Origin of the sequence: Inquilinus limosus DSM 16000, from assembly GCF_000423185.1 — a bacterium.
In the GTDB taxonomy this organism is placed as follows: domain Bacteria; phylum Pseudomonadota; class Alphaproteobacteria; order DSM-16000; family Inquilinaceae; genus Inquilinus; species Inquilinus limosus.
The window spans coordinates 155707-170194 of sequence record NZ_AUHM01000013.1 but is presented as its reverse complement, the minus strand read 5'-3'; the positions used below and the strand labels follow the sequence as shown (position 1 = coordinate 170194).

General features: G+C 71.1%; 16 protein-coding genes. 5 read left to right on the top strand and 11 right to left on the bottom strand.

Features of this window, described 5'->3' with window-relative positions; translation table 11 throughout:
* Nucleotides 1–32 precede the first annotated feature (32 nt).
* Nucleotides 33–602, top strand: coding sequence for a hypothetical protein (locus G537_RS37965; protein ID WP_051248410.1), 570 nt, complete (start codon nt 33–35; stop codon nt 600–602).
* Nucleotides 603–678: 76 nt separating this feature from the next.
* Here G537_RS37965 and G537_RS0114135 read toward each other — a convergent pair whose 3' ends face one another.
* Complete coding sequence (locus G537_RS0114135; protein WP_034851670.1) at nt 679–1908, bottom strand: MFS transporter; 1230 nt, start codon at nt 1906–1908, stop codon at nt 679–681.
* Between the two features lie 136 nt (nt 1909–2044).
* On the opposite strand from G537_RS0114135, the gene G537_RS0114130 reads away from it, so the two are divergent.
* On the top strand, nt 2045–2845 hold the full coding sequence (locus G537_RS0114130) for an AraC family transcriptional regulator (RefSeq protein ID WP_051248409.1): 801 nt from the start codon (nt 2045–2047) through the stop codon (nt 2843–2845).
* On the opposite strand, the gene G537_RS37960 is transcribed toward G537_RS0114130, so the two are convergent.
* The gene (locus G537_RS37960; protein ID WP_034851668.1) at nt 2800–3774 is read right to left on the bottom strand and encodes a patatin-like phospholipase family protein; all 975 of its coding nucleotides are present in this window, start codon (nt 3772–3774) and stop codon (nt 2800–2802) included. The two genes, G537_RS0114130 and G537_RS37960, sit on opposite strands and share 46 nt — an antisense overlap.
* The gene (locus tag G537_RS0114120) at nt 3771–5297 is read right to left on the bottom strand and encodes a bifunctional metallophosphatase/5'-nucleotidase (protein ID WP_051248408.1); all 1527 of its coding nucleotides are present in this window, start codon (nt 5295–5297) and stop codon (nt 3771–3773) included. The genes G537_RS37960 and G537_RS0114120 overlap by 4 nt, the downstream gene beginning before the upstream one ends.
* Nucleotides 5298–5397: 100 nt before the next feature.
* On the opposite strand from G537_RS0114120, the gene G537_RS0114115 reads away from it, so the two are divergent.
* The 3 genes from G537_RS0114115 to G537_RS0114105 all read left to right on the top strand — a co-directional run bounded on the left by G537_RS0114115 (nt 5398) and on the right by G537_RS0114105 (nt 7931).
* Complete coding sequence (locus tag G537_RS0114115) at nt 5398–6750, top strand: NAD(P)/FAD-dependent oxidoreductase (RefSeq protein ID WP_026870672.1); 1353 nt, start codon at nt 5398–5400, stop codon at nt 6748–6750.
* Nucleotides 6751–6839: 89 nt separating this feature from the next.
* Nucleotides 6840–7568, top strand: a complete 729-nt coding sequence (locus G537_RS37955) for a type 1 glutamine amidotransferase (protein ID WP_051248407.1) — start codon at nt 6840–6842, stop codon at nt 7566–7568.
* Nucleotides 7569–7586: 18 nt separating this feature from the next.
* On the top strand, nt 7587–7931 hold the full coding sequence (locus G537_RS0114105) for an MmcQ/YjbR family DNA-binding protein (protein WP_026870671.1): 345 nt from the start codon (nt 7587–7589) through the stop codon (nt 7929–7931).
* Nucleotides 7932–7941: 10 nt separating this feature from the next.
* On the opposite strand, the gene G537_RS0114100 is transcribed toward G537_RS0114105, so the two are convergent.
* The 8 genes from G537_RS0114100 to G537_RS0114065 all read right to left on the bottom strand — a co-directional run bounded on the left by G537_RS0114100 (nt 7942) and on the right by G537_RS0114065 (nt 14454).
* Nucleotides 7942–8472, bottom strand: a complete 531-nt coding sequence (locus G537_RS0114100; protein ID WP_026870670.1) for an RBBP9/YdeN family alpha/beta hydrolase — start codon at nt 8470–8472, stop codon at nt 7942–7944.
* A gap of 60 nt (nt 8473–8532) precedes the next feature.
* The gene (locus G537_RS0114095) at nt 8533–8949 is read right to left on the bottom strand and encodes an iron-sulfur cluster assembly scaffold protein (RefSeq protein ID WP_026870669.1); all 417 of its coding nucleotides are present in this window, start codon (nt 8947–8949) and stop codon (nt 8533–8535) included.
* A complete protein-coding gene (locus tag G537_RS0114090; RefSeq protein ID WP_026870668.1) occupies nt 8946–10592 on the bottom strand; it encodes an NTP transferase domain-containing protein in 1647 nt (548 codons plus the stop codon). The genes G537_RS0114095 and G537_RS0114090 overlap by 4 nt, the downstream gene beginning before the upstream one ends.
* Nucleotides 10589–11299 (bottom strand): XdhC family protein, encoded by a 711-nt coding sequence (locus G537_RS0114085; RefSeq protein ID WP_026870667.1) that lies wholly within the window; start codon nt 11297–11299, stop codon nt 10589–10591. The genes G537_RS0114090 and G537_RS0114085 overlap by 4 nt, the downstream gene beginning before the upstream one ends.
* A complete protein-coding gene (locus G537_RS0114080; protein ID WP_026870666.1) occupies nt 11296–11616 on the bottom strand; it encodes an XdhC family protein in 321 nt (106 codons plus the stop codon). Before G537_RS0114080 ends, G537_RS0114085 begins: the two co-directional genes overlap by 4 nt.
* A 69-nt stretch (nt 11617–11685) precedes the next feature.
* Nucleotides 11686–12960 (bottom strand): vWA domain-containing protein, encoded by a 1275-nt coding sequence (locus G537_RS37950; protein ID WP_051248406.1) that lies wholly within the window; start codon nt 12958–12960, stop codon nt 11686–11688.
* A complete protein-coding gene (locus G537_RS0114070) occupies nt 12950–13516 on the bottom strand; it encodes a GNAT family N-acetyltransferase (RefSeq protein WP_026870665.1) in 567 nt (188 codons plus the stop codon). Before G537_RS0114070 ends, G537_RS37950 begins: the two co-directional genes overlap by 11 nt.
* Nucleotides 13513–14454 carry an AAA family ATPase gene (locus G537_RS0114065; RefSeq protein WP_026870664.1) on the bottom strand — a complete coding sequence of 314 codons (942 nt, stop codon included), beginning with the start codon at nt 14452–14454 and terminating at the stop codon, nt 13513–13515. Before G537_RS0114065 ends, G537_RS0114070 begins: the two co-directional genes overlap by 4 nt.
* Between the last annotated feature and the right edge of the window lie 34 nt (nt 14455–14488).

Sequence of the window (14488 nt, the reverse complement as noted above, 5' to 3'; positions counted from 1 at the left end):
AATCCCGCCGGCCTGTCGCGACGGGAGGCAGCATGAGCATCGGGGAAATTCTCGCGGGGCAGTCGGCCTGGACCTGGGGGATCATGCAGGCCTCGGCCCAGCTGGGGGAGATGATCCGGGAGGACGCGATCACCTCGGTCAACCTGGCGACGATCGCCGGCGTGGCTGCGCAGCAGGGCATCGGGCTGTCGATCACCAGCTTCCAGGGTGCGAGGCTGGAGAAGGAGTTCGGCGCGGATTGGATGTGGCAGCTGGGCCAATCGGCCTATCTGGTCCAGGCCAAACGCCTGGACGTGGTGCCGCGCAGCGGCGTGTTCTCCTATCTCATCGACATCGGCCAGCTGAAGACGCTGGTCAGTGCCGCGCAGGCGCTGTCGACCGGTCAGGGCATCGACAGCAAGCCGGCCTATGTCTTCTACAACTCCATGCTGCCGGGGAACGACGATCCCGCGAAGCTGGGCTGCCTCTGGGTCAACGGCTATGTGCTGCACGAACACCTGTCCCAGGAGAGAAAGCTCGACCAGGCCAGCACGGTCCTGTCGTTTCAAACGGCAGCCCGATTGCCCGGGGCGGCGCCGTGGTACGGGATGTTCGGCTCGTGAGATGGGCCCTGCGGCGTCCGCCGGGGTTGACCGTCACAGCCGCCCGGCAGGACGACTACGACGGTCGGGGCGGCTGCTAGGCCGGCGCGGCGGCCACCGGCCGCGGCCGTTCCAGGTCGGGCAGGAACACCGTGAGCAGCCCGATCAGCGGCAGGAAGGCGCAGATCCGGTAGACGAAGCCGATGCTGGTCAGGTCCGCGATCTCGCCGAGCACCGCGGCGCCGATGCCGCCCATGCCGAAGGCGAAGCCGAAGAACAGCCCGGCGATCGTGCCCGTCTTGCCCGGCACCAGCTCCTGCGCATAGACGACGATGGCGGAGAAGGCCGATGCCAGGATCAGGCCGATGATGATGCTGAGGACCACCGTGCCGGTCAGCCCGACATAGGGCATGGCCAGGGTGAAGGGCAGCACGCCCAGGATCGACCCCCAGATCACCACCTTCCGCCCGAAGCGGTCGCCGATCGGGCCGCCCGCCACCGTCCCCACGGCGACGGCGCCGAGGAAGATGAACAGGTGGATCTGCGCCTCCTGCACCGACACGCCGAAGGTCTGGATCAGGTAGAAGGTGAAGTAGCTGGTCAGGCTGGCCAGGTAGATGTACTTGGAGAACACCAGCATGCCGAGGATGCCCAGCGACATCCCGACCTTGCCGCGCGACAGGGCGACCGGAACCACCGGGCGGCGCGGCTTGGCCGCCATGCTGCGCCGGTGCCGCTGGTACCAGGCGCCGACGCCGGTCAGCACCAGGATGGCGAGCAGGGCGGCGGCCGAGAACCAGCCGATGCTGCCCTGGCCGCGCGGCAGCACGATGAAGGCGGCGAGCAGCGGCCCGATCGCCGACCCGATATTGCCGCCGACCTGGAACAGCGACTGGGCGAGGCCGTGCCGCCCGCCCGAGGCCAGCCGGGCGATGCGCGAGGATTCCGGATGGAAGACGGCGGAGCCCATGCCGACCAGCGCCGCGCCGAGCAGCAGGATCGGGAAGGTCGGGGCGACCGAGAGGATGACGAGGCCGACCAAGGTGAAGCCCATGCCGAGCGGCAGCGAATAGGGCTGCGGCTTGCGGTCGGTGTAGAGGCCGATCGCCGGCTGGAGGATCGAGGCGGTGAGCTGGAACACGAAGGTGATGAGGCCGACCTGGCCGAAATCGAGGCCGAAATCGCTGGCCAGCATCGGATAGAGCGCCGGCAGCAGCGACTGCATCATGTCGTTCAGCAGATGGCTGAAGCTGATCGCGGCCAGGATGGTGAAGACGGTTCCGTCGGCTTCGGGCCTGCGGCCCGTGGTCAGTGTTTCACTCGTCATTCCCGATCGTCCCGGTGGCCACTGAGCGGCCACCACAGAGGCGCCCGGAGGCGGGAATGCCTCCGGTCGGCGCAAGGATACGCCTTTCGCTGTGCCCTGCTTTCGTGGTCTGGTCTATTACCTTCGAGAGTGGGCCATGGTTCGCAACGTCATCCCAGCCGATTTCGAGGCGACGCCGCGCCCCGTCGTCGCCATCGGCAACGACTACCCGGCGAACTATGCGATCCTGCCGCACCGGCACCGGCGGTCGCAGCTGCTGCACGGCAGCAACGGCGTGCTGCTGGTCCGGACCGAGCAGGGGCGCTGGGTGGTGCCGCCGGAGCGCGGGGTCTGGATCCCGGGCGGCATCACCCACGACGTGCAACTGATCGGTGCGGTCAGCATGCGCAGCGTCTATGTCGAGGCGGACGCTGTGCCCGACCTGCCGTCGGAATGCCGCGTCGTCGGCGTCTCGCCGCTGATGCGCAGCCTGCTGATGGAGGCGGTGGACCTGCCGCTGGAATACGATCCCGACAGCCGCGACGGGATGGTCATGGCGCTGATCCTGCAGGAGATCGCGCGGATGCCGGTGCTGCCGCTCAGCCTGCCGCTGCCGGGCCATAGGGCCCTGGCGGCGCGCTGCCGGCGGTTCCTGGAAGGGCCGACGCCGCACGACACGATCGACGACTGGTGCGGCGCGCTCGGCATGAGCCGCCGCGCCTTCACCCGGCTATTCCGGCAGGAGACCGGCCTCAGCCTCTCCGCCTGGCGGCAGCAGGCCTGCCTGTTCGCGGCCCTGCCGCGGCTGGCGGCGGGCGAGCCGGTGACGACCGTCGCCCTCGACCTCGGCTACGACAGCGCCGCCGCCTTCACCACCATGTTCAAGCGCCTGCTTGGCGCGCCGCCCAGCCGTTACTTCGCGGCGGGCGAGGATGGCATCTCCGGCTCCAGCCCGTAGGAGGTGACGCGCAGCGCTTCGCGGATGTCGGGGATCGCCGCCTCCGCGGCCTCGTAGCCGAGTTCGATCAGCTCCGCCGCCCGGTCGAACTCGGCGGCGCCGATATGGCCGAGCTTCGGGTCGATCGCCACGTCCGGCGGCTCCGCGGCCAGCCGGGTCCGGCCCATGCGGTCGAGGATGATGTTGAGCGAGGCCATCATCACCCCGAACAGGCTGGGCATCTCCGGATCGCGCCGGAACAGCTTGCGGGCGACGCCGTTGATGCCGCCCAGCAGGGTACCGCCCGGCATCAGCTCGAGGATGTCGAAGCCGGCGATGCGGGCATAGCCGCCCTCGGGCACGCGGGTGCGACCCATGATGTCGCCGTTGAGGTTGACGGCGATCACCACCTCGGCCCCGAGGGCGCGGCAGACCGAGACCGGGACCGGGTTGACCAGGGCGCCGTCGACCAGCATGTGGCGGCCGATGCGCCGCGGCGGGAAGACGCCGGGCAGGGCGTAGGAGGCCTGGATCACCTCCGAGACGCGGCCCTCGCGCAGGCAGACCTCGTGCCCGGTGAACAGGTCGACGCAGACCGCGCCGAAGGGCACGCCGAGATCCTCGACCCTGAGGTCCCCGAAGCTCTGGTCCAGGAGGCGGCCAAGCCGCCGGCCGCTGATCAGGGCCGGCAGGCCGAGGCCGAAATCGAGATAGGAGACCATCCGCTCCCGGTTCAGCCCGCGCGCCCAGGATTCGAGCATGTCGAGCCGGCCGGAGAGATGGGCGACGCCGGCCAGGGCCCCGACCGAGGTGCCGCACACGACCTGCGGCCGGATGCCGGCGGCATCCAGCGCCCGCAGCACGCCGATATGGGCCCAGCCGCGGGCGATGCCGCCGCCGAGAGCCAGACCGAGGATCGGCGGAGCCGTACCGCCGGTATCGATCATCATGCCGAGACCCGCCGGATGCGGCCGTCGACCTTCGGCGCCACGGTCTTCATTGCGGTGACGTAGTCCATCACCACCGTCGCCATCAGCCGCGCGGCCGAGGCGTCGATCAGCATCTTGCCTTCGGTGAAGGCGGCGTAGCCGTCGCCGCCGCCGGCCATGTAGTCGTTGGTGGCGACGCGGTAGACCGCGGCGTCGTCCAGCGGTTTGCCGTCGACCGTGACCGAGACCACGCGGCTGCCGGCCGGCTTGGCGGGGTCCCAGACGAAGGCGAGGCCGGAGACCTGCGGGAACCGGCCGGCGACGCCTTCGACCTGGGACACGCCGTTCTCCAGCGCCGCACGGATCTCGGCGCCGGTCAGCTCCAGCAGCACCGCGACATTGCCGAAGGGCAGCTCGGTCAGGATGTCCTTGCGCGTCAGCTGGGTGCCGGCGGCGATCAGCCGGTCGCCGCGGATGCCGCCGCCGTTGACGATCGCGATCTGCGCGCCGGATACGCCCCAGCGCAGCCCGTCGGCGATCAGGTTGCCCATCGTCGTCTCCTGGGTGCGGACGGCGCCGCGCTGGCTGTCGAGCTCGACCGAGGTGGTGCCGATGACGACGCCCAGCGCATCGTCCAGCGCCTTGTTGAAGGCGTCGACCTTGCCCTGGATCTCCGGGTCCGGCTCGACCCCCGCGGTCGGGCGCACCTCCCAGCTCGGCAGCACGGCGATGACCGGCCCATCCTTGGTCTCGCGGGTCGAGACCTCCAGCTCGACCACGCCGAGATAGTGCGAATCGTAGCCGGCTTTGAAGATCAGGACGTTGTTCTCGTAGAACATGATCGGGTCGTGGTCGTGCCCGCCCAGGATCAGGTGAAGCCCCTTCACCGACTGCGCCAGCTGCCGGTCCTGGGCGATGCCGAGATGGGTCAGGGCCACCAGGATGTTGGCGCCTTCGCCCTTCAGCGCCTCGACCGCCTGCTTCGCCGTGGTGATGATGTCGGGGAAGCTGATGTCCGGCCCGGGGCTCGACAGCGTCGCCGTGTCCGGCGTCAGGATGCCGAGGAATCCCACCGTGTAGTCGCCGACCTTGCGGGTCGCGGTGGCGACGCCGCCGCCGAAGGGCTTGCCGTCCTTGCCCAGGACATTGGTGCCGAGCCAGGGGAACTTCGATTCGCCGATCCGCTGCGACGCCAGCTCCGGCCCGTAGTCGAATTCATGGTTGCCCCAGACCGCGTAGTCGACGCCGACGGCGTTGAACAGGTCGATCATCTGCGAGCCCTTGGTCAGGCCCGACATGACCGAGGGCGACAGCGTGTCGCCGCCGAAGGTGGTGATGCTGTTCGGGTTCTCGGCGCGGGCCTGCTTCAGCAGCGTCGCGAGCTGGCCGAAGCCGCCCTGGCCGCGCACCGGCCCGATCTCGTAGACGTCGTTGACGTGCAGGAAGGTCAGGCGCAGCGGCGCCGCCGCCGCCCATCCGGGCAGCGGGGCTGCGGCGAAGACGGTGGCGAGCATGACCTGACGGCGCGACGGGCCCCCCTGCATGGCTGGATCTCCCTCCGGATGGTGGCGCCAGAATGGACCGGCCCGCCGCCCGGTGTCATCCTCCGCCGCGTTTCGAACCGGTGACAAGTGAGCGGATCGGATGAGCCAGGACAGTCTTTACCACCCGGCCACCGCCGACACCGCCCGCACCGTTCCGAGCTACTGGGAAGACACCGCCGGCCCGCCGCCCGAGGGTTGCGGGCCGCTCGCGGGCGACGAGGCCTGCGACGTCGCCGTGATCGGCGGCGGTTACACCGGCCTGTCGGCGGCGCTGTACCTGGCCCGCGACCTCGGCGTCGACGTCCGGGTGCTGGAGGCGGGGCCGATCGGCTGGGGCGCCTCCGGCCGCAATGGCGGCTTCAACTGTGTCGGCGCGGCCAAGCTGTCCGGTCCGGCGATGCTGCGGCGGGTCGGCCGCGACGAGGTGCGCCGCTACTACGCCGCCCAGGTCGAGGCGACCGAGCTGGTGGCGGCGCTGGCCCGGGACGAGGGCATCGATCTCGACCGCCAGGGCGACGGCGTCATCAGCGTCGCGCACAAGCCGAGCCGGATGCGCGAGCTGGAGGAGGATGCGCGCTGGGACCGCGAGGTCTCCGGCCTGGTCTCGACGCTGTGGAGCCGGGAGGAGCTGCGCGAGCGCGGCCATGCGGGGCCGGAGGCGCATGGCGCGCTGCACCATGCCGCCGGTTTCGGCCTGCATCCCTTGAAGTATCATCGCGGCCTGACCCGGGCCGCTTTGGGCCGCGGCGCCAGGATCCACGACCGCAGCCGCGTCACCGGCTGGCAGCGGGAGGGCGGCATGCACCGGCTGGTCACGCCGGGAGGTTCGCTGCGGGTGAAGCGGGTGCTGATCGCCACCAACGGCTACACCACCGACGGGCTGCACCCCTATCTGGCCGGCACCTTCCTGCCGGCCCTGTCCAACATCGTCGTCACCCGGCCGCTGACCGAGGCGGAGCGCGCAGTGCAGGGCTGGACCACAGAGACGCCGCTGTCCGACACCCGCAACCTGCTGTTCTACTTCCGGCTGCTGAAGGACGGGCGGCTGCTGCTCGGCGCTCGCGGCGGCACCTGGGGCAGCCCGGAGGCGTCGGCGCGCTATCGGCGCTGGCTGGAAGGCCGGATCGGCATTGCCTATCCGGCCTGGCGTGGCGTCGAGACCACGCATTTCTGGTCGGGCCTGGTCTGCCTGTCGGCCAATCTGACGCCGATGCTGGGTCAGGTGCCGGACGATCCCGGCGTCTGGTACGCGCTGGCCTATCATGGCAACGGCGTCGCCAGCGCCGGTTGGGCCGGCCGCGCCGTTGCCCATGCCATGACCGGCAGCCCGGTGCCCGGCGTCGGCATCCCGGCGCTGATGGCGACGCCGCCGACCCGCTTCCCGCTCGGCCCCTGGCGGCGGTGGCTGCTGAAGGCGGCCTATCTGAAGTTCATGATCCAGGACGCCCTCTGACGCCGGGACCGCCCCGCATTCTCGGCATTTGGTTCCGGAGCGGCATGGCCCTTAGCCTTTCCCGACCCATTGCCGGAGAGAGCGAGCCCGTGAAGATCCTGACCATCCAGAACGCGGACCTGACCCCCTCGGGCGTGATCGGCGACGCCATCGCTGAAGCCGGCGGAGTCGAGGATGTGCGGTTCCCGGAGCACGGCGATACGCTGCCGGCGGACGTCTCCGGCCATGACGGGCTGCTGGTGCTCGGCGGCACGCAGCATGCGGCCGACGATGCCGCGCACCCATATCTGCCGGCCGAGCTGGCGGCGATCCGCGCCTTCGCCGTGGCCGGCAAGCCGGTGCTGGGCATCTGCCTCGGCAGCCAGCTGCTGGCGCGGGCGCTGGGAGGCGCGGTGCGCCGCCATCACACGCCCGAGATCGGCTTCACCGCGATCGAGGCGACCATCGCGGCGGAAACCGATCCGCTGTTGCAGGGGTTGGCGCTGCCGCGTCTGATGCACTGGCACTTCGACACCTTCGATCTGCCGGAGGGCGCGACTCTGCTGGCGACCAACGCTGCCTGCCCGAACCAGGCCTTCACCGCGGGCCCGGGCGTCTACGGGCTGCAGTTCCACCTCGAGATCACGGCCGACATCGTCCAGGGTTGGATCGACGTCTCTCCGGAGTGGACGCAACAGCAGTTCCCGGCCTTCTTCGCCAGCCACCGCGACCAGCTGGCGGAGCATGTCCCGGCTTCGATCCGCTTCGCTCGCGAGGTCGGGCGGCGCTGGATGGAGATGGTCAGCGCGGCCCGGGCGCGGAGCCAGCAGGCCGCCTGACGACGAGGGAGGGCGGCGATGACCTTCGACGATGTCTGCGCCATCGCCCTGGCTTGGCCCGGCGTCGAACGGGGGACCTCCTACGGCACGCCGGCTTTGAAGGTGAAGGGCAAGCTGCTGACCCGGCTGCGCGAGGATGGCGAGACGCTGGTCGTGCTCGGCATTGGCTTCGACGAGCGCGAGATGCTGATGGAGGCCGAGCCCGAGGTGTTCCACCTCACCCCGCACTACCGCGACTTGCCGATCGTGCTGATGCGCCTGCCGCAGGCCGATCCGCGTGCGGTCGAGGCTCTGCTGCTGCGCCGCTGGCGCGCAGTGGCGCCGAAACGGCTGGTCCAGGAGTTCGAGGCGGCGAAAGGCTGATGGGGCGCTGTTACAGCCGCGCCATCAGCATGGCGAAGCGGGTCAGGCCTTCCGGCCAGGGGCCATGGCCGCTGGCGCTGTCGAGATGGCCGGCGTCGCCGGCGTCGATGAAATGGCTGCCCCAGGCCGCCGCCAGATCGTCGGCCACGGCCTGGGCGCAATGGGGATCGCTGGCGCTGGCGACCAGCATGGACGGGAAGGGCAGGGGATCGCGCGGCACGTTCTCGTAACCGGGCGCTCCGGCAGACGCCGGATCCGCTGGCGCCACCAGCAGCGCCCCGGCGACACGGCCGTTCAAGCGCGGCGCGGCGAAGGCCACTGCCAGCACGCCCACGCCATGGGCGATCAGCACCGCCGGCTTGTCGTCCGCCTCGACCGCCGCGACCAGGGCCGCGACCCGGCTGTCCCGGTCCGCCGGATCATCAGCGTCGCCGACCCAGCGCGCGGTCTTGAGCCGCGACTGCCAGCGCGATTGCCAGTGGCCTTCGTCCGGCGAGGCCAGGCCCGGGACCATCAGGATCTGAGCGTCGGAGGATTTCATGAGAGCCGATGCGGTGTCGGGGCAAGAAGTGCCTCTAAATGTGCCCGCCTCGGCGCTGGATCAAGCGCCGGCCTCGTCCAACGCCGCCGTCAGCGCCCGGAACGGCAGTTCGACGCAGTCGTGCCGGCTGCGCACGGTTCGGACCGGGGTGAAGATCTCCAGCTCCGGCCAGGGCGGCGGCGCCCCTTCGCGCAGCATCGGCTTGATCCCGGCGGCCACCGCACGCAGCGCCGCCGGTGCCTGGCCGATCGCCTTCTCCGCGATCAGCGCCGCCGCCGCCTCGCACAGCACGCAGCCGCGCACCAGATGGCCGACCGCCGATACCCTGCCGTCCGCAAGGGTCAAATCGATGGTGACGCGGTCGCCGCAGAGCGGGTTGTCGATCATCGCCGACCCGTCCGGCTGCGGCAGCCGCCCGGCGCCGGTCGCCGCCCGCGCCCGCTGCAGGATCGCCTGGTCGTAGAGCGCATCCATCATCGCGTCCGCGCCTTGCTCTCGGTCAGGGTCGCCAGGATCTCGGGCGTGTCGACGTCGAACAGCACCGTCGTGTCGCCGGCCTCGATCTCGGCCACCTCGTCGGCATGCTCGCCGATCAGGTGGCGGGCGCCGACATCCCCGGCGACCGCGGCCATGGCCGGGAAGAAGCGGCGGTCCCACAGCACCGGGTTGCCGCGCTTGCCGTTGTGGGTCGGCACCACGATCGAGCGGCCCTCCGCGGGCGCATAGGCGGCGACCAGCCGCTCGATCAGCCGCGGGCTGATCCGCGGCATGTCGCCGAGGCAGACGATGACGGCGTCGACCTCATGCGGCAACGCCGCGAGGCCAGCGGCGAGCGAGGTGCTGAGCCCTTCGGCATAGCGCGGATTGGCGGCGAAGATGACCGCCCGGTCGGCCAGCGCCGCCTCGACCTGCTGGTGCTCATGGCCGGTGACGACGACGACCGGGCCGATGCCCTTCGCTTCCAAGACGGCATCGACCGCATGCGCCACCATCGGCTTGCCCTCGACCGGGGCCAGCAGCTTGTTCACCTCGCCCATGCGCCGCGACTGGCCGGCCGCCAGCACCACCACGCCGATGGCCGGCGCGCGCGGCATGCCGTTGCCCTCGGCGGCGCGGTCACGGGGCAGGGGGCGGGTCGGGATCTCGGCCAGGAGGCCGCCGACGCCCATGGCCATGACGTCGAGCCGGGTGACGGTGAGGCCGGCGGCGATGCGCTGCAGCACCCAATCGAAGCCGTTCAGCTTGGGCGAACGGGCGCAGCCGGGCAGGCCCAGCACCGGCATGGCGCCGATCCGGCCCATCAGGATCAGGTTGCCGGGGTCGACCGGCATGCCGAAATGCTCGACGATGCCGCCGGAGGCCTCGATCGCCGCCGGCAGCACGTCGCGCCGGTCGGTGATGGCCGAGGCGCCGGCGATCAGCAGCAGGTCGAGGCCGAGATTCTGCACCATGCGGATCTCGCTGGTCAGCGCCGGGGCCCGGTGATCCGACCGGCGTTCGCGCACCAGCGTGCCGCCCAGCCGGGCCAGCCGCTCCGCCGTCACCTGGGCGGTCTTGTCCAGCACCGTCGGCTTGGTCGTCGGCAGCTTCGTCTGGATCAGCCCGACCTTGAGCGGCCGGTAGCGGGCCAGGCGCACCGCCGGGCCCCGCGCCGGCAGGGCCGCCATGGCCTCGACCAGCGACACCGCATCGCCCGGCGCGGCGAAGGGGATGATCTTGATCGTGGCCACCATTTGCTTGGGCGCGACCTCGGCCCATTCCGGCAGGGTGGCGATGGTGATGGATTCGTCGAGCCGGTTCAGCCGGTCGATCCGCTCGCGGTCGATCACCACCACGCCGGCCGCCTCGGCATAGAGATTGACCCGGCCGGTGAACGCGGCGCTGGCGGTCAGCCCCGGCCCCTGCACGGCCGCGGCCACCCGCTCGGCCGCCTGGTCCTCGTGGATGTCGCCGCGTTCCAGCCGCGCCGCCTGCACCTCCGGCACGCCGGCGGCCTGCAGGGCCGCGATATCGGCCTCGCTCAGCCGCCGTCCCTTGCGGAACACCGTGTCGCCGGCGGCGACGGCGTGGGCCAGGATGGCGCCGGCGGCCTCGGCCGTGGGCAGGGAGCCGAAGATCACGCGGGCACCTTTCCGTGAGGCTCGGCCCCGTGCAGCACGGCGGTCATCTGCGCCATCACGGCGATCGCGATCTCGGCCGGCGACACCGCGCCAATGGCGAGGCCGGCCGGCCCATGGATCCGGGCCAGCGCCTCCGCCCCGTGGCCGCGGGCCGTCAGCCGCTCGACCCGCCCGGCATGCGTCTTCCGGCTTCCGAGCGCGGCGATGTAGAAGGCCGGGGACCGCAGCGCCACGTCCAGCGCGGGGTCGTCCAGCTTCGGGTCATGGGTCAGGGTGACGACCGCGGTGCGGGCATCCGGCTTCAGCGCCGCGAGCCCATCATCCGGCCATTCCGTGCTGACCTTCACGCCCGGGAAGCGCTCGTCCGAGGCGAAGGCGCGGCGTGGATCGATCACGGTGACGTCATAACCGGCGATCGCCGCGATCGGCGCCAGCGCCTGGGCGATGTGGACGGCGCCGATGATCGCCAGCCGCAGCGGCGGCACGAAGGCGTGGATGAACAGCCTTCCGTCCGGCGTGATGCGGCTGCGGTTGTGCCGGATCGCCTCCTGCACGGCGGCGCGAACGGCGTCGTCGACCGCGACATCGTCCGTCGCCGTGCCGTCGACCCACAGCGCCTGGGCGCCGGTCATCAGGTCGGTGACGAGCGCGGCGGCGCGATGCTCCGCCCGTGCCGCCTGCAGCGCCTGAAGAAGGGCGAGCTTCATGAAAGCCGCTCGACGAAGACCTGGACCTTGCCGCCGCAGGCCAGGCCAACCTCCCAGGCCTGCTCGTCGGTCACACCGAAATCGAGCAGGCGCGGCTTGCCGTCATCCATCACCTCCAGCGCCTCGCGCACCACGGCGCCTTCGATGCAGCCGCCGGAGACCGAACCCTCCATCCGGCCGTCGCCGTCGATCACCAGCTGGCTGCCGGCGGGGCGCGGCGAGGAGCCCCAGGTCGAGACCACGGTGGCCAGCGCCACCCGGCGCCCCTCGGCGGCCCAGGACGCGGCCTGGGCCAGAACGTCGTCACGATCGGTCATCGAACCACCTCCTGCTGGCCGCGATCTGGTCCGAGGACCAGATCGCTACTCTATAAGTTGCGGATCAAATTACCCATGCGCTTGGTCTCCCAGCGCATGGTTTGATCCGCTGGCGAGGCTTCGCCACTTGGCCATGCGCCTGTCACCGTGGACCGGGGCCTCGGCCAGCACGTCGATCAGCGCGGCCAGGCTGGCCAGGCTGTGCACCGGGCGGAACTCGTCGACATGCGGCATCAAGGCACGGGCTCCCATAGATTTTGGCGCATAACCGTCCCAGCGCAACAGGGGGTTGAGCCAGATCAGGCGACGGCAGCTCCGGTGCAGCCGATCGATCTCGGCCTCCAACCGGTCGCCGGCGTCGCGGTCGAGCCCATCGGTGATCAGCAGCACCACGGCGCCCTGGGCCAGCACGCGGCGGCCCCAGACCCGGTTGAACTCGGCCAGGCAGGCGCCGATGCGGGTGCCGCCGCCCCAGTCCTGCGCCGCCCGGCCGACGCGGTCGAGCGCGTCGTCGACGTCGCGGCGGCGCAGCTGCCGGGTGATGTTGGTCAGCCTTGTGCCGAAGACGAAGCTGTGCACGCGGTCGCGCTCGGTCGTCACCGCGTGCAGGAAATGCAGCAGCATGCGCGAATACTGGCTCATCGAACCGGAGATGTCGCACAGCACCACCAGCGGCGGCGGCCGGGTCCGGCGGATGCGCCGGGCCAGGTCGATGGAATGGCCGCCTGCGCGCAGCGACTGCCGCAGCGTCCGGCGCATGTCGATCAGCGCCGCGGTGTGATGGGGGTTGTACCGCCGGGTCGGCACGTCGCGCACCGGCAGGCGAAAGCGCGCAATGGCCGCCCGGGCGCGGGCCAGCTCCTCGGCGCTCATCTGCTCGAAATCCTTGTGCTGCAGCTTCTCGCGTTCGGAGAAGGTCAGGCTGGCATCGACCTCCAGCTCCGGCGGCTCCTTCGCGTCCTCGGACGCCTCGCCGCGGCCGGGCTGGCGCCGGTCGGCGAAGGCCTCGGCGACCCGCCGGTTGACCGCGCGCTCCTCTTCCTTGCCGGTTTGGATCTGCGGCAGCATCAGCGTCATGGCGCGCTTCAACATGTCCGGGTTGCGCCAGAACAGGTGGAACGCCTGGTCGAAGATCTCGCGCTGGTCGCGCCGGTTCACCAGCGTCGCGTGCAGCGCCCAGTAGACGTCCTGCCGGCTTCCCACGCCAACGATCTCCAGCGCTTCCAGCGCCGCCAAGGTGCGGCCGGGCCCGACCGGCAGGCCGGCGGCGCGCAGGGCGCGGCAGAACTGCATGACGTTGAGGGCGAGGCGGCCCTTCTCGGCCGCGGCGGGCTCAGCCGGCATGTCGGCCGCTCCACTCCTCGGCCAGCAGCGCGTAAACGACGTCGTCGCACCACTCGCCCTTGGCCCAGACCGAGCGCCGGAAATGCGACTCGCGTCGGAAGCCCAGCCGCTCGAACAGGGCGACGGAGCGGGCGTTGCGCGGATCGATCGACGCGTGCAGCCGGTGCCGGGTCTCCTCCGTGAACAGACGGCGGATCAGGGCCCGTAGCGCCTCGGTCGCATGGCCGCGTCCCTGGGCGCCGCGGGCGAAGGTGACGCCGAGCTCCGACAGCCGCGGCTCCGCGGCGAGGACATGAACGCCGATGTCGCCCAGCAGCCGGTCGTCCGCCCGGTCGGCTACGGCGATCTGAAACCATCGGCCCGGCCGGCCGTAAGGGGCGGCTTCCATCTCGGCGACGAAGGCCCCGGCCTCCTCCCGGCTGCAGCCGTCCCAGCCCTGCCAGCGCGCGATCTCGGGATCGTCTCGATAGGCGCGGAACGTCTCGGCATCCCGCGCCGCGAAACGCCGCAGGAGCAGGCGGTCGGTCGGGATCGGGGCGAATCCGCCGTCGCTCATACCGGCATCGACACCGCGGCGGCCGCGGCGTTGATCTCCGCCCGCATCTCGGACAGGAGCCGCGCCGCCTCGGCGCCCTGGATGCGCTCGATGTCGTCCTGGTATTTCAGGATGGTGCCGAGCGTGTCGCGCACCACGTCGGGGTCCAGCTCCAGCACGTCCAGCTCGGTCAGCGCCTGGGCCCAGTCCAGAGTCTCGGCCACGCCCGGCTGCTTGAACAGGTCCATCCGGCGCAGCTTCTGCACGAAGGCGACAATCTGGGCGCTCAGCGCCTCCGGCGTGTTCGGCGCCTTGGCGTGCAGGATGGCGCGCTCGCGCTCCGCCGTCGGATAGTCGACCCAGTGGTAGAAGCAGCGGCGCTTCAGCGCGTCGTGGATCTCGCGGGTGCGGTTCGAGGTGACGATGACGATCGGCGGCTCGGCCGCCTTGATGGTGCCGAGCTCCGGGATCGTCACCTGGAAATCGGACAGCACCTCCAGGAGGAAGGCCTCGAAGGGTTCGTCGGTGCGGTCCAACTCGTCGATCAGCAGCACGGCCGGGCCGGCGACATCCGGCTCCAGCGCCTGTAAGAGCGGACGGCGGATCAGGAAACGCTCGGCGAAGATGTCGCTGGACAGCTGGTCGCGGTCTTGCATGCCGCCGGCCTCGGCCAGGCGGATCTCCAGCATCTGGCGCTGGTAGTTCCACTCATAGACCGCAGCGGCGATGTCGAGGCCTTCATAGCACTGCAGCCGGACCAGGCGCCGGCCCAGCGTCGTGGCCAGCACCTTGGCGATCTCGGTCTTGCCGACGCCGGCCTCGCCCTCCAGGAACAGCGGCCGCTTCAGCCTGAGGGCGAGGAACAGCGCGGTCGCCAGCGGCCGGTCGGCGACATAGTCGCCGCGCGACAGCAGGGCGAGGGTCTCCTCGACGGAGGCGGGCAGGGCGGCAGCGTTCATCGGACGAATCCCAGTTTTCCGGCAGAATACGGGC

What these genes read in the sequence shown, in the direction of transcription:
- G537_RS37965 (WP_051248410.1), top strand. Translation starts at nt 33, where the DNA reads ATGAGCATCGGGGAAATTCTCGCGGGGCAGTCGGCCTGGACCTGGGGG.
- G537_RS0114135 (WP_034851670.1), bottom strand. Translation starts at nt 1,908, where the DNA reads ATGACGAGTGAAACACTGACCACGGGCCGCAGGCCCGAAGCCGACGGA.
- G537_RS0114130 (WP_051248409.1), top strand. Translation starts at nt 2,045, where the DNA reads ATGGTTCGCAACGTCATCCCAGCCGATTTCGAGGCGACGCCGCGCCCC.
- G537_RS37960 (WP_034851668.1), bottom strand. Translation starts at nt 3,774, where the DNA reads ATGATGATCGATACCGGCGGTACGGCTCCGCCGATCCTCGGTCTGGCT.
- G537_RS0114120 (WP_051248408.1), bottom strand. Translation starts at nt 5,297, where the DNA reads ATGCAGGGGGGCCCGTCGCGCCGTCAGGTCATGCTCGCCACCGTCTTC.
- G537_RS0114115 (WP_026870672.1), top strand. Translation starts at nt 5,398, where the DNA reads ATGAGCCAGGACAGTCTTTACCACCCGGCCACCGCCGACACCGCCCGC.
- G537_RS0114105 (WP_026870671.1), top strand. Translation starts at nt 7,587, where the DNA reads ATGACCTTCGACGATGTCTGCGCCATCGCCCTGGCTTGGCCCGGCGTC.
- G537_RS0114100 (WP_026870670.1), bottom strand. Translation starts at nt 8,472, where the DNA reads ATGAAATCCTCCGACGCTCAGATCCTGATGGTCCCGGGCCTGGCCTCG.
- G537_RS0114095 (WP_026870669.1), bottom strand. Translation starts at nt 8,949, where the DNA reads ATGATGGATGCGCTCTACGACCAGGCGATCCTGCAGCGGGCGCGGGCG.
- G537_RS0114085 (WP_026870667.1), bottom strand. Translation starts at nt 11,299, where the DNA reads ATGAAGCTCGCCCTTCTTCAGGCGCTGCAGGCGGCACGGGCGGAGCAT.
- G537_RS0114080 (WP_026870666.1), bottom strand. Translation starts at nt 11,616, where the DNA reads ATGACCGATCGTGACGACGTTCTGGCCCAGGCCGCGTCCTGGGCCGCC.
- G537_RS37950 (WP_051248406.1), bottom strand. Translation starts at nt 12,960, where the DNA reads ATGCCGGCTGAGCCCGCCGCGGCCGAGAAGGGCCGCCTCGCCCTCAAC.
- G537_RS0114070 (WP_026870665.1), bottom strand. Translation starts at nt 13,516, where the DNA reads ATGAGCGACGGCGGATTCGCCCCGATCCCGACCGACCGCCTGCTCCTG.
- G537_RS0114065 (WP_026870664.1), bottom strand. Translation starts at nt 14,454, where the DNA reads ATGAACGCTGCCGCCCTGCCCGCCTCCGTCGAGGAGACCCTCGCCCTG.